12 protein-coding genes are annotated in these 13030 nt (G+C 68.6%); 6 read left to right on the forward strand and 6 right to left on the reverse strand.

What is annotated here, in order from left to right; genetic code table 11:
• Window positions 1-67: 67 nt before the first annotated feature.
• The 3 genes from NF876_RS09745 to NF876_RS09755 are packed head-to-tail and all read left to right on the forward strand — an operon-like array spanning window position 68 to window position 3694.
• A complete protein-coding gene (locus NF876_RS09745) occupies window positions 68-1510 on the forward strand; it encodes an amidohydrolase family protein (protein ID WP_262268602.1) in 1443 nt (480 codons plus the stop codon).
• A gap of 13 nt (window positions 1511-1523) precedes the next feature.
• On the forward strand, window positions 1524-2195 hold the full coding sequence (locus NF876_RS09750; RefSeq protein WP_262268603.1) for an aspartate/glutamate racemase family protein: 672 nt from the start codon (window positions 1524-1526) through the stop codon (window positions 2193-2195).
• 50 nt (window positions 2196-2245) lie between these two features.
• On the forward strand, window positions 2246-3694 hold the full coding sequence (locus NF876_RS09755; RefSeq protein WP_262268604.1) for an amidohydrolase family protein: 1449 nt from the start codon (window positions 2246-2248) through the stop codon (window positions 3692-3694).
• 493 nt (window positions 3695-4187) lie between these two features.
• On the opposite strand, the gene NF876_RS09760 is transcribed toward NF876_RS09755, so the two are convergent.
• Window positions 4188-5855 carry an amidohydrolase gene (locus NF876_RS09760; protein WP_262268605.1) on the reverse strand — a complete coding sequence of 556 codons (1668 nt, stop codon included), beginning with the start codon at window positions 5853-5855 and terminating at the stop codon, window positions 4188-4190.
• A gap of 191 nt (window positions 5856-6046) precedes the next feature.
• Here NF876_RS09760 and NF876_RS09765 point away from each other — a divergent pair, with 191 nt between their 5' ends.
• The 3 genes from NF876_RS09765 (at window position 6047) to NF876_RS09775 (ending at window position 9439) form a co-directional block, all read left to right on the forward strand.
• Window positions 6047-7084 (forward strand): amino acid ABC transporter substrate-binding protein, encoded by a 1038-nt coding sequence (locus NF876_RS09765; RefSeq protein ID WP_262268606.1) that lies wholly within the window; start codon window positions 6047-6049, stop codon window positions 7082-7084.
• Between the two features lie 66 nt (window positions 7085-7150).
• Window positions 7151-8323 carry an amino acid ABC transporter permease gene (locus NF876_RS09770; protein WP_262268607.1) on the forward strand — a complete coding sequence of 391 codons (1173 nt, stop codon included), beginning with the start codon at window positions 7151-7153 and terminating at the stop codon, window positions 8321-8323.
• Between the two features lie 3 nt (window positions 8324-8326).
• Window positions 8327-9439 (forward strand): amino acid ABC transporter permease, encoded by a 1113-nt coding sequence (locus NF876_RS09775; RefSeq protein WP_262268608.1) that lies wholly within the window; start codon window positions 8327-8329, stop codon window positions 9437-9439.
• 302 nt (window positions 9440-9741) lie between these two features.
• On the opposite strand, the gene NF876_RS09780 is transcribed toward NF876_RS09775, so the two are convergent.
• The 5 genes from NF876_RS09780 to NF876_RS09800 all read right to left on the reverse strand — a co-directional run bounded on the left by NF876_RS09780 (window position 9742) and on the right by NF876_RS09800 (window position 12819).
• Window positions 9742-11037 carry an NAD(P)/FAD-dependent oxidoreductase gene (locus NF876_RS09780; protein ID WP_262268609.1) on the reverse strand — a complete coding sequence of 432 codons (1296 nt, stop codon included), beginning with the start codon at window positions 11035-11037 and terminating at the stop codon, window positions 9742-9744.
• A gap of 281 nt (window positions 11038-11318) precedes the next feature.
• Window positions 11319-11621: a hypothetical protein gene (locus NF876_RS09785; RefSeq protein ID WP_262268610.1), complete on the reverse strand. Its 303-nt coding sequence runs from the start codon at window positions 11619-11621 to the stop codon at window positions 11319-11321.
• 122 nt (window positions 11622-11743) lie between these two features.
• On the reverse strand, window positions 11744-11968 hold the full coding sequence (locus NF876_RS09790) for a hypothetical protein (protein WP_262268611.1): 225 nt from the start codon (window positions 11966-11968) through the stop codon (window positions 11744-11746).
• Between the two features lie 56 nt (window positions 11969-12024).
• Window positions 12025-12198 (reverse strand): Pam3-gp28 family putative phage holin, encoded by a 174-nt coding sequence (locus tag NF876_RS09795; RefSeq protein ID WP_262268612.1) that lies wholly within the window; start codon window positions 12196-12198, stop codon window positions 12025-12027.
• Between the two features lie 54 nt (window positions 12199-12252).
• The gene (locus tag NF876_RS09800) at window positions 12253-12819 is read right to left on the reverse strand and encodes a glycoside hydrolase family 108 protein (protein WP_262268613.1); all 567 of its coding nucleotides are present in this window, start codon (window positions 12817-12819) and stop codon (window positions 12253-12255) included.
• Between the last annotated feature and the right edge of the window lie 211 nt (window positions 12820-13030).

Raw genomic sequence — 13030 nt, forward strand, 5'->3', positions numbered from 1 at the left:
CCTGTCGGCCCGCCGGCCACCGGTCCCCAACCCGCATGCCAACCCGCATGCATGGAACAGATCGATCATGACGGACACAATCAAGGTTGTTCGGAAGGCCGCCTGGGTGGTCGCCTGGGACGAGGAGGCCTCGCGCCATGTCTATCGGCAGGACGCCGACGTGGCCTTCTCGACGGCCGGCATCCTGTCCATCGGCCCGGACTATGCGGGGCGTGCCGACGAGGAGATCGCCGGCCAGAGCCTGATGGTCATGCCCGGCCTCGTCAACGTTCACTGCCATTCCGGCGACGAGCCGATCGCCAAGGGCCTGTTCGAGGATGCGGGAACCGCCGCCCTGTGGGGCAACGCCCTCTACGAGTACTCGGCCCTGATCGACGCGGACCAGGATGCCAAGGCGGCCTGCCAGACGGTGATGCTGGGCGACCTGATGCGCAGCGGCGTGACCACCCATCTCGACATCGCGTCGCCCTATCCGCAATGGCTCCCGCTCGCGGTGGAGAGCGGATTGCGGGCCTATCTGGCGCCCGGGTTCCGGGAGGCGCAATGGCGCATGGCCGGGAGCCACCGCCTCGACTTCGACTGGGACGAGGCCCGCGGCCGGGAGCGCTATGCCGAGGCCCTGGCCTTCGTGGAGGAGGCGCGCGCGCATCCGAGCGGGCGCATCGACGGCGTCGTCGCCCCGTCGCAGATCGAGACCTGTTCCGAAGAGCTGCTGCGGATGGCGGTCGGCGAGGCCCGCAGCCGCGGCCTGCGCATCACCATCCATGCGGCGCAGACCATGGCCGAGCACGAGGAATTGCTGCGGCGCACCGGCGAGACCGCCCCGGCGATGCTGGAGCGCCTGGGCGTTCTCGGCCCCGACCTGATCCTCGGCCACTGCATCTTCCTCGATCACCATTCCTGGACCCGGCAGCGCAGCCGCGACGACCTCGCGCGCCTGGCCGGGAGCGGCACGTCCGTCGCTCATTGCCCGGTCACCTTCGCGCGCAGCGGCATGACCCTGGAAAGCCTCGGGGCCTATCGCCGCGCGGGCGTCAATGTGGGGCTCGGCACCGACAGCTATCCCTTCAACATGCTGGAGGAAATGCGCGAGGCGCTGATCTGCTCGCGCATCGCCGGCCGCAGCGTCTTCGACATCGACACCGGCGGCCTGTTGTCGGCCGCGACGACCGGCGGCGCGCGCGCGCTCGGCCGAAGCGACATCGGACGCCTGGCCGTCGGCGCGAAGGCGGATCTGTCCCTCGTGGATCTGAGCCACCCGGCCATGCAGCCGGTCCACGATCCCCTGCGCAACCTGATCCATTGCGCGGCGGAGCGCGCCATCCGCGACGTCTATGTGGACGGCCATGCGGTGGTGAAGGACAGGCGCATCGTCCGTCTCGACTATGACGGCGCGGTCCGGGAATTGCGGGACGCGCAGAAGCGCGCCTGCCGGCGGGCCGAACGGGACGATCCGCAAGGCCGCCCCCTGGCCGTGCTGGCGCACACGTCCCTGCCGCTCGCTCGCTGAGGATGAAACCGTCATGGGACCGACCGTCTACGTGATCAACCCGAACTCGTCGCAGGCCGTCACGGCGGCCATCGACAGCGCCGTGGCTCCCCTGCGCGGCGCCGACGGGCCCGGCATCGTGTGCCTGTCCCTGGCCGAGGGACCGCCCGGCATCCAGTCGCAGCGCGACGTGGACGGCGTCGTCATGCCCATGCTGCGCAAGGCCGCCGAACTGGAACAGGATGCGGGCGCATTCGTCATCGCGTGCTTCTCGGACCCGGGGCTCCATGCCCTTCGCGAGCAGAGCCGGCATCGCGTCTTCGGGATCGCCGAATGCGGCGTGCTGGCGGCGCTCACCCTCGGGCAGCGGTTCGGCGTCATGGCGATCCTGCCCACCTCCATCCCGCGGCATCTGCGCATGTTCGGCGCCATGGGCGTCCTGGACCGCTTCGCCGCCGACCTGCCGATCGGTTTGGGCGTTGCAGAACTGTCCGATGAAGATCGAACCTTGAACCGGATGATCGAGGTCGGACGCGCCTTGAGGGCGACCCATGGCGCCGACGTTCTCGTGATGGGCTGCGCCGGCATGGCGCGCTACCGCGCGGCCGTCGAACAGGCGGTCGGCATTCCGGTCGTCGAACCGACCCAGGCCGCCGTCGTCATGGCGGTCGGACACGTGCGCCTGTCGCAGGCCGCCGCGCCGTAAACCATCGATCCCTCCGATTCAGTCCCCCGTCTGCCCTCATGGAGCCTGCAATGACCAGCGCCACCAAGACCACCCTGTTCCGCAACTGCGATTGGATCGTCGCCTGGGACGAGGCCGAGCGATCCCACGTCTACCTGCGGGGCGCGGATTTCGTGATCCGGGGCGCCGACATCGTGCATGTCGGCAAGGATTACGCCGGCCCGGTCGACGCGGAGATCGACGCCCGAAAAATGATGATCATCCCGGGCTTCGTGGATGTTCACAGCCATCCCGGCCACGAGCCCGGCTGGAAGGGCATGCTCGAGGAGCTGGGCAGCCCGCGCCTGGGCCAGAGCTCGCTCTACGAGTTCATGCCGGTCTTCCAGATCGGACCGGAATACACGCGTCCCGCGCTGCGCGTCGCCACATCGGAGCTGCTGAAAAGCGGCGTCACGACCATCTGCGACCTCGGCCGCCCGCGGACGTCCTGGGCCGACGAATATGCCGAGACCGGGATCCGGGCCGTGCTCTGGGGCATGTTCCGGTCCGGCCCCTGGAAGACCACGAACGGCCACTCGGTCGAGTACGATCTCGATCCCGCGACGGGCGACCGGCTCCTGCGCGAGGCGATCGAGATCGCCGATGCCGCCTCGAAGCACCCGAGCGGGCGCATCACGGGCTTCATCGGGCCGGCCCAGATCGACACCTGCACCGAAGGGCAGATCCGCGATGCGCTCGATGCGGCGCGGGAGCGCGGCCAGCCGATCCAGATCCACGCCGCCCAGAGCATCGTCGAGTTCCAGGAGATCATGCGGCGCTACGGCTGCACCCCGATCGAGTGGCTGGACCGGATCGGCGCCCTCGGGCCGGACACGATCATCGGGCACTGCATCTTCCTGAACGATCATCCCTGGCTGCACTGGCCGCATGCCAACGACTTCGAGCGCCTGCGCGACAGCGGCGCCCAGGTGGCGCATTGCCCCGTGGTCTTCGCCCGGCGCGGCATCGCCCTCAACACCCTGACCCGCTACGTGAAGGCCGGCATCCGGTGCGGCATCGGCACCGACAGCTTCCCGCACAACATGCTCGATGAACTGCGCATGGCCTGCTATGCGGGCCGCATCGTGGCGGGCAGCTTCACGGCCGCGACGACCCACGACGCGTTCATGGCGGCCACGGCCGTCGGGGCCGACATGATCCGCCGCCCCGATCTCGGCCGCCTGGCCCCGGGCTGCAAGGCCGACTTCTCGGTCGTCGACATGGCCAATCCCTACATGCAGCCCGACTACGAACCCGTTCGCAGCCTCGTCTACTCGGCCAATGACAGGGCCATCAAGGACGTCTACGTGGACGGACGCCAGGTGGTCCGGGATGGCGAGGTTCTCGATTTCGCCATCGACGAGGATCTCGACATGCTGCGCCGGGGCCAGGCGGAAGCCATCGCGGCCGCGCCCCAGCGCGACTGGGCCGGACGCGGCCTCGAGCAGCTGAGCCCGCGGGTCTTCCCCCTCCGCGGCTGATCCGCCGCGAGCGGCCGTCGCAGGATGCGACCGTTCCGGGTCATGGCCCCCTCCGCCCTTCCTGCCACCCTCCTCGACGTCATGGCCGGCCCTGTGCCGGCCATCCTGCGGTCTCACTGCCACCCTCCGCACGTCATGGCACCCTCCGCCCTTCCCGCCACCCTCCGCACGTCATGGCCGGCCTTGTGCCGGCCATCCCGATACTGAAAGGCGCTGCGTTTCAGACGAGCGGGATCACCGGCACAAGGCCGGTGATGACGTGAGAGGGTTGTGTGAGCGGGTGATGACGTGGAGGGTGGGACAAGCCCGGTGATGACGTGAGAGGGTGGGACAAGCCCAGTGACAACACCCTCCCCACGTCATGGCACCCTCCGCCCTTCCTGCCACCCTCCGCACGTCATGGCCGGCCTTGTGCCGGCCATCCCGATGCGGTGAGGCGCGGCGCCTCTCAGAAGCGGGATCACCGGCACAAGGCCGGTGATGACGTGGAGGGTTAGTAGAAGCCCCGTGATGACGGGGAGGATGAGACACCCGTCTCGCCATGGCGGTCGAACACGACCGCGCCGCCGCGGATCGTGAGGTCGCACCGGGTGTCGGTCAGGATCTCCTCGGGAGACGCGGTCAGCAGGTCGCGGGAGAACACCGCCACATCAGCCGCGAGGCCGGGGACGAGGCGGCCCCATTCGTGCTCGGCCTTGTTCACATAGGCGCCGAACTCCGTGAAGGCCATGATGGCCTGCTCGATCGACACCGCCTCCCGCTCGTCCATGACGGTCCCGTGCGAGGTCTTGCGCGTCAGCATGGAGAAGAAGTTGGGGAACGGATCGATGTCGCAGACCGGCGCGTCGCTGCCGGCCGCGGGCTTGAATCCCATATCGATCCAGGTCCTGAGCGGATAGGACGGCTTCGCCCGCGTCTCGCCGACCACGGACACGTACAGGTCGCCGAAATCGTAGATGAAGACCGGCTGCGGCACGGGCTGAACGCCGAGGCGCTTCATGCGCGCATTCTGGTCGGCCCTCGCATAGCCCGCATGCTCGATCCGGTGGCGGCGGTCGGGGTCCGGCATCGCCTCGAGGGCGAGCTCGAACGCGTTGAGGGTCTGCTCGATGGCGGCGTCGCCGATCGCGTGGACGGCGAGCTGATAGCCTCTGGCGTGATAATCGCGCACGAGGTCGTTCATCTCGTCGTCGCGCAGAAGCATCAGGCCGGTGGTTCGCGGCTCGCCGACATAGGGCTCGCTCATGGCGGCCGTGCGGCCGCCGGCGCTGCCGTCGGTGAAGATCTTCACCGGCCCGACGCGCAGCATGGAATCGCCCACGCCGGTCACCACGCCGTCCGCATAGGCCTGATCGACGATCCCGCCCGGCCCTCCGAGCAGGCACTGGGTCGTGCGCACGGGCAGACGACCGAGGCGCTGGGCCGTGCGATAGGCGGCCACCTCGCGGTAGCCCGCCCTCATGCCCACGCCCGCATCCATCACGCTGGTGATTCCGTAGGACAGGCAGGCCCGGCCGGCATCGTCGATGGCCTGCACCAATTCCTGATCGGTCGGCTCCGGCAGCACGGCCTTGAGGCGATCGCGACCGGTCTCCGCCAGCAGGCCCGTCAGCCGGCCGTCGCGCTGCTCGATGGCGCCGCCCTGCGGCACGGGCGTCGTCTCGTCGATGCCGGCCCGTTCGAGCGCCTTGGAATTGCAGATCGTCACATGGCCGCACGCCCTGACGATCGCGACCGGATGGTCGGGTGCGGCCGCATCGAGCTCCTCCCGGAGCGGGTGACGGCCGACATCGAGCGCGAACTGGTCGTATCCGCGCCCCTGGATCCACTGGCCCGGCGGCGTCACGGCGGCGCGCTGGCGCACCTTGTCGAGCAGGGACGCGAGCGTCGGGGCGGACGAGGCGCGCACATCCACATGGCCCATGATCACCCCGTAGGGGAGAAGATGCATGTGGGAATCGCACAGGCCCGGCGTCGCGAGGCGCCCGCGAAGATCGATCACCTGTGTCGCCGGCCCGATGAGGGGCTCCATGTCGGCGGAGGTTCCCGCCGCGAGGACCTGCCCGCACCAGAGGGCGATGGCTTCGGTCACAGGTTCTGAAAATCCAAGAAAGACGCGGCCGTTCGTGAGGACGATGTCGGCTTTGGGAAGGATGGGCATGAACCACTCGCGCGGCAAGGGCGGGCGCAGCGGGCGCTGCGTTGAACGCGGGCGAGTGTGCATAGCTTTTCGCCGGTCAGCAAGCGCGCAAACGTCCGGCGCGAAGAAAATCAGTCCTTGAAACCCTTGTTGTTTCGGGTCTAGCTTGACGCATCAGCGGCCAGATAAGGCGCGGACAAAGAGGGAGTGCTATGATACAGCCAAAATCCATGGTTCGTTGGCTCGCAATGAGCCTCATCGCCGGCGTCGCGGCCGTTTCGGCAGCGCCGGCATCCGCTCAGTCGACGCTCGACACGGTCAAGAAGCGCGGCAAGATTCTGTGCGGCGTGTCGCCGGTCGCGCCCGGCTTTTCCTACGCCGACGACAAGGGCGTGCGGCGCGGTTTCGATGTCGACATCTGCCGCGCGGTCTCGGCCGCCATCTTCGCCGATCCGGACAAGGTCGAGTACGTTCCGCTGAACACCAACGTGCGCTTCCAGGCCGTGCAGTCCGGAGAGGTGGACATCCTGTCCCGGCAGAACACCTGGAGCTTCACGCGCGACGCGTCGCTCGGGCTCGATTTCGGCCCCGTGGTGTTCTACGACGGCCAGGGGCTGATGGCTCCCTCCAAGCTCAACGTGAAGAGCGCCGGCGAGCTTGCCGATGCGGCCATCTGCCTGTTGCCCGGCACCACCACGCTCCAGAACCTGGAAGACTTCTTCCGGCCCAGGAACATCAAGTACGAATCCGTGGTGTTCGAGAACTCCGACGAATGGCGCAATGCGTTCTTCAACGGACGCTGCGACGCCATCACGACGGATCGCTCGGACCTCGCCTCCGTTCGCGCCATCGCCAACGATCCGTCGCAATACGTGGTCCTGCCCGAGACCATCTCCAAGGAGCCGCTCGCGCCGACCATCCGCCAGAACGACCCGAACTGGCGCGATATCCTGAACTGGTCCGTCTATGCTCTCATCGGGGCGGAGGAGAAGGGCGTCACGCAGGCCAACGTGGACGAGTTCCTCAAGAGCGAGGATCCGGAGATCCAGCGCATGCTCGGCGTGAACGGGGATTTCGGCAAGATGCTCGGCCTCGACAACAAGTGGGCCTACAACATCGTCAAGTCGGTCGGGAACTACGGCGAGGTCTTCGACCGCAATCTCGGCCCCAAGACCCGGCTCGGCCTGACGCGCGGCCCGAACGAGCTCTGGACCAAGGGCGGCCTGCTGTATGCGCCGCCGTTCCGGTAGCCTGAGACCGGCGGGCGGCCTCGCGGCCGCCCGCTCGCCCCTCGGTTCCGGCCGGAAAGGATCATCATGCGCGCCGAAGCGATGAGCGGGACGAGCCTCCTCTACAATCTGCGGTTCCGTGCCATTCTCTATCAGGTGATCGCCGTCGCGAGCATCGTCCTTCTGGGCCTGTATCTGTTCTCGAACGTGTCGCAGAAGCTCGCGGAGCAGAACATCGCGACGGGCTTCGGCTATCTGAGCCGTGAAGCGGGCTTCGTCATCAGCCAGACCCTGATCGACTACAAGCCCACGGACACCTATGGGCGCGCCATCCTGGCCGGCATCGTCAACACGGTCTGGGTCTCGGCCTGGAGCGTCGTGCTCGCGACCCTCATCGGGCTTTTCGTCGGCATCGCGCGCCTGTCCCGCAATCCGCTGCTGGCGTTTCTGGCCTTCCTCTATGTGGAGGCGCTGCGCAACGTGCCTCTGCTGCTTTACCTGTTCCTCTGGTACGCCCTGATCGTCACGGGCCTGCCGGGCGTCCGGGAAGCCTGGGAGGTTATGCCCCATGTGTTCCTCAGCAACAGCGGCCTGACCGTGCCGTCCCTCGTGTGGACGGGCGCGCACACCACGGTTCTTCTGGCGCTCGTCCTGGGGGGAATCCTCGCGGTCGTCTTCCGCCGCCGCGCCACCGCCGAGCGGATCAGGACGGGCAAGGCGCGCACCATGTGGCCCTGGATCGCCCTGGCGGTCCTGCTCCCGCCGGCGCTCGCGCTGCTGATCGCGCAGCCCGACCTCGCGGTGGACCTTCCGGAGAAGGGGCGCTTCCGCCTCACCGGGGGCGCCCAGCTCAGGCCGGAATTCACCGCCCTTCTCGTGGGCCTCGCCCTGTCGGCCTCGGCCGGCATCGCCGAGATCGTGCGAAGCGGCATTCTCTCGGTGCGCAAGGGACAATGGGAGGCTGCCCGGGCGCTCGGCCTGCGGGACGGATCGACCATGCGCCTCGTGGTCCTGCCCCAGGCGCTGCGCGTCATCATCCCGCCCCTCACCAGCAGCTACCTGAGCCTGTTCAAGAACTCGTCGCTCGCCATCGCCATCGGCTATCCGGATCTGGTGATGGTGTCGAACACGACCATGAACCAGACCGGCCAGGCGATCGAGGGCATCGCGATCTTCATGCTGGTCTATCTCGGCCTGTCGATCATGATCTCCGTGTTCATGAACTGGTACAACAGCCGCGTCGCGCTGAAGGAGCGCTGAGCCATGACGACCGCCACCGACATGGCCGAAGCGCAAGTCGAGATGCCGGCGCAGCGGGAGCCGGGCGTGGAGCGCCGCCTCCTGCGCCGCACGCTCAAGCCCCTGATCGGCACCCCGGTCAACGCCGTCGTCACGCTCGCCTGCCTGTGGATCCTGTGGCTCGCCGTGAAGGGGGCCTGGGGCTGGCTCGTGACGCGGGCCGTCACCGAAGGCGGCGCCCAGGCCTGCAAGGTCGGGCATGGAGCCTGCTGGCCCTTCTACGAAGCGAAGCTCCGCTTCATGATCTTCGGCGTCTATCCCTACGACGAGCATTGGCGCGTGCTGCTCGCCATGGTGCTCTTCCTGGGCGCGATGGCCGTCACCATGATCCCGCGGTTCTGGAGCCGACGGCTGCTCGCGCTCTGGGGCGTCACGATCGTCGCCACGGCGGTCCTGATCGGCGGCGGCGTCCTCGGCCTGCCCCATGTGCCGACGACGCAATGGAGCGGCCTGCCGCTCTCGTTCCTGCTGTCGGCGGTGGGCCTTGCCCTGGGATTTCCGCTCGGGCTGGTCCTGGCGCTCGCCCGCTCGTCGAAGCTCCCGGCCATCCGGGTGATCGCCATCGTGTTCATCGAGTTGATCCGGGGCGTGCCGCTCATCAGCATCCTGTTCATGGCCTCCGTGATGCTGCCGCTCTTCATGCCGAGCGGCATCACGGTGGACAAGCTCCTGCGGGCGCAGATCGCCATCATCATCTTCGCGGCCGCCTACATCGCCGAGGCGGTCCGCGGCGGCCTTCAGGCCATCCCGCGCGGGCAGCACGAGGCGGCGAGCGCCATGGGCCTGCATTACTGGCAGGCCATGCGTCTCGTGGTCCTGCCCCAGGCCCTGAAGATCGCCATCCCGCCCCTGGTCAACATCTCCATCGGGTTCTTCCAGGACACGACCCTGGTCACGATCATCGGCCTGCTCGACTTCCTGTCCACGGTCCGCACGGCCATGACGGACCCGAACTGGGTCGGCATCGCGGTTCTGGAGGGCTATGTCTTCGCAGCCTTCGTGTTCCTGGTGTTCTCCTACGGCATGGGCGCCTACAGCCGGTTCCTGGAGCGGCGCATGCGCCTCGGGCACGACTAGAGCATCGGACCAAAATACGGATCCACGACATCCCACCCCTCTTCCCTGGGCAGAGGTAGAAACCGAGCGGGTCCGACAAACCGTCCGATGCTCTAGGGTGTTCCGTGCGATGACACCCTCAACGTCATGGCCACCTCCGCCCTTCCTGCCACCCTCCCACGTCATGGCCGGGCTTGTCCCGGCCATCCCGATGCGGTGGGGCGCCGCGCCTCGAACGATCGGGATCACCGGCACAAGGCCGGTGATGACGTGGCGGGTGGGACAAGCCCGGTGATGACGTGGCGGGTGGTGCGAGCGGCCGATCAGGCCGCGCGGGCCGCCCGGCGCTCCTTGGCGAGATCCATGGCCTGATAGGTCCAGTAGGTGAGCTGCGCGGCCGCCACTCCGAACGGGCCGCCATTCCACGCCAGCCCGAAGGGCTCGTAGAGCCGGTACCGGTCGCTCGTGCCGAGAATGCCCTCCGCGATGACGCGCCCGCCGATGGCCGTCGTGTTCATGCCGCGGCCGCCGAAGCCGAACACGTGCCAGATTCCGGGCTGAAGCTTCCCGATCAGGGGCATCAGGTGGCGGGCATAGGCCATCAGCCCGGACCAGGCCGTCTCGACGCGGACGCCCTCGAGCTGGGGATAGGTGGAGACCATCGTCCGGCGCATCATGTCCGCCAGGCGGCGGGGCTCCGTGGTCTGCGTGGTGATCCGGCCGCCCCAGAGGAGGCGCGCGCCCCCGTCGACGAGACGGTAGTAATCGCCCGCGCGACGGTTGTCGCTGATCGCCATGGGGGTCCGGACCGCCTGGGCGATCCGCTCGGGCGCCGCCTCGGTGAGAAGCACGTAGGTGGCGATCGGCAGGATGCTCCGGCGCAGGCGCGGCACGAGGTTGTCCGTATAGCCGCCTCCCGCCAGGACCACGTCGCGGGCCCTCACCTCGCCCCGCTCCGTCCTGACGATCTTCTCGGCTCCCCCGAGATCGCAGCCGACCACCCGCGACCCTTCGAAGATGCGTCCGTTCAGCCCCTGGATCGCCTTCGCCAGGGCGCGGGCGTAGTTGAGCGGGTGGAAGTGGAAGGACGCGGGATCGTAGAGCGCCTGATGGTATTTCGGCGAACGCAGGACGGTGCGGACGGCGTCGGTCGGCATGACCTCGAGGCGGTAGCCGAAGTCCCGGTCCATCGTCTCGCACTGGCGCGCGAGGGCATCGGGATCATGGTACCGCAGAACGCTCATCTTGCCGTAGACCCGGGCGTTGTCGGTCATGCCGAGAGCCCCGAGATTGTCCTCGACGATGCGCACGCCTTCGATCGACAGCCGGTGCAGGGCCTTGGCCCGGTCGGCCCCCACCATGCGGGTGATGTTGGCGAGGCTCGTCGCGTAGCCGGGACCGACGAAGCCGCCGTTGCGGCCGGACGCGCCCCAGCCGACGCGCTCCGCCTCCAGGACCACCACCGAGCGCCCGACCCGCGCCAGTTCGAGAGCGGCCGTGAGACCGGCCAGCCCGCCGCCCACGACGACCACGTCGGCGCGCGTGGCGCCCTCCAGGGCCGAGCCGGGCGCCGGGTCCGTCAGGGTGCGGGCATAATAGGTGTCGCCATAGCCGGTCATGAAGGGCTCCGATCCTCGCAAGGTGGGCGAAGCCTAGCGCATCCTGCGGAAAAGGGGATCCGCCTTTCGGCCACAACCGACGCGCCGCTTCAGGATGGGAGCCTCGGACAATCGGGACGCCCGTCTCTCCCCTGCACCTCTCCCCTCCACGTCATGGCCGGCACAAGGCCGGCCATGACGTGGAGGGTGGCAGGAGGGGCGGAGGATGCCATGACGTGCGGAGGGTGTTCGCACCGGCCTCACCTCACCCACTCACGTCACCACCGGGCTCGATCCGCGGCTCAGAAGCTCCGGGCCGCCTTGACCTGGAAGCCCGGATACCGGGCCTCCGAATAGCCGCTGGCGTAGACGCCGCCCGACGCCACGGCGGCCCCGAGGAGGAGGCACAGCCCGATCGCGAGCGCCCATCCCCGCCTCTGGGACTTCCACAGGGCGAGCACGGCCGGCGCCAGGCACATGCAGAACAGGATGAGGCCGAACATGAAGAACGCGTGCAGGTTGGGTGAGTGATAGATCGGCCCGACGTCGAAATCCTGCTGCCGCGGAGGCTCTCCGAGGAAGAACTGAGCCAGAAACGTGAACACGGTGCCGCCCCCAAACGATGCCGGGGAGTGGGCCTCCCCTGTTGATCATCCCCATGGTCGCACAGGCTACCGCGCTTTCATGTCCCGGTCCATGTGCCGGATGGGATCGCAACGCCAGGCGCCTATCGGGGGAAGGAGATGAAGCCTCCCAGCTGCGACACGGCGAAGGCGATGAGAGCCGACACCAGGGGGCCGACCCATCGGCCGGCCCTGGCCACGCCTTTCCCTTGAAGCAGCAGCTCGTGCATGGCCGTCACTTTGGCGTCCATGCCGTCCATCTTCTTTTCCAAGGCCGCGAGCAGGACGCCCTGGGCTATGACCCGGTCGCGGGTGTCGGTATCGGTCATCGGTTCGCCCCTGTGGCGGGCCGCCTCCGGCGGGCGGCTCCGCGCGGTCGGTGGGATTACGCGGCGCGCTTCCTGGAGGCGGTGACGCTCCACACGACGCTGGCGATGGTGGCGACGGCGCCCGCCAGGGCGGCCGCATTCTCGGCATCCACGTAGCCCTTGGCCACGAGATAGGAGCCCGCGATGGTCAGCACCTGGCGGGCAAGGCTCTTCACGACTTCACTGGTCATGCGTCTGGTCCTCGGTCTTGGATGGCGCCCCCCGATCCCCGGCGGCCGGGGATGTCAGGCCGCCCGCTTGAAGAGGGCCGTCGCCCGCTCCGCGAGCGTCGGCGGGGCGTCGGTCAGGGCGAGCGCCGCGGCGCGCACCATGGCGACGCGGCGGGACCAGCCCTTGCCGAACGTCCTCCAGGGGCCGAGCCGCCTCATCATGGCGAGGCGGTCGTCGCAGATCGCGTTCACGACCTTGCGCGGGTTGGCGCGCCGGGCCGCCGCCAGGGTGACGGGGCCCGGGACGCCGTCATCCGCCACGCCGAGCGCCCGTTGCAGGGCGATGACCGCGCGGGACGGCCCGGAATTCACGGCGAAGTCGAAGACGGCCTCATCGATGCCGGGCGGCAGCTCGTCGGCGCGCACCCGGTTCCAGTACCGGGCGCGGTAGATCGCCCCGGCCTCCTCCTCCGTCAGGGCGCGCATATCGGCCTTCGTGCAGCGCCGGCCGCGGCACTCGGACAGGGTGTCGAGGGTGATGCCGAATTTCGTGGCGCCGCCCGGGTCCTGGGGATGGTCGACATAGCCCCCTTCGATGCGGAGGACGAGCGCGAGCACGCGCGGGACGTTCACTGCGGCCATCAGGGAATCTCCAATAAAAAACCCGCCTCGGGGGCGGGTGCGGTGAGGTGTGGCGCTCTTCGTCATCGGGATCACCGGCACAAGGCCGGTGATGACGTGGAGAAGGTGGCAAGGGCCGGTGCGAACACCCTCCCGGTCATGGCACCCTCCGCCCTTCCTGCCCCCTCTCACGTCATGGCCGGCCTTGTGCCGGCCATCCCGATCTTTTAGG

Source organism: Microvirga yunnanensis (assembly GCF_025460875.1).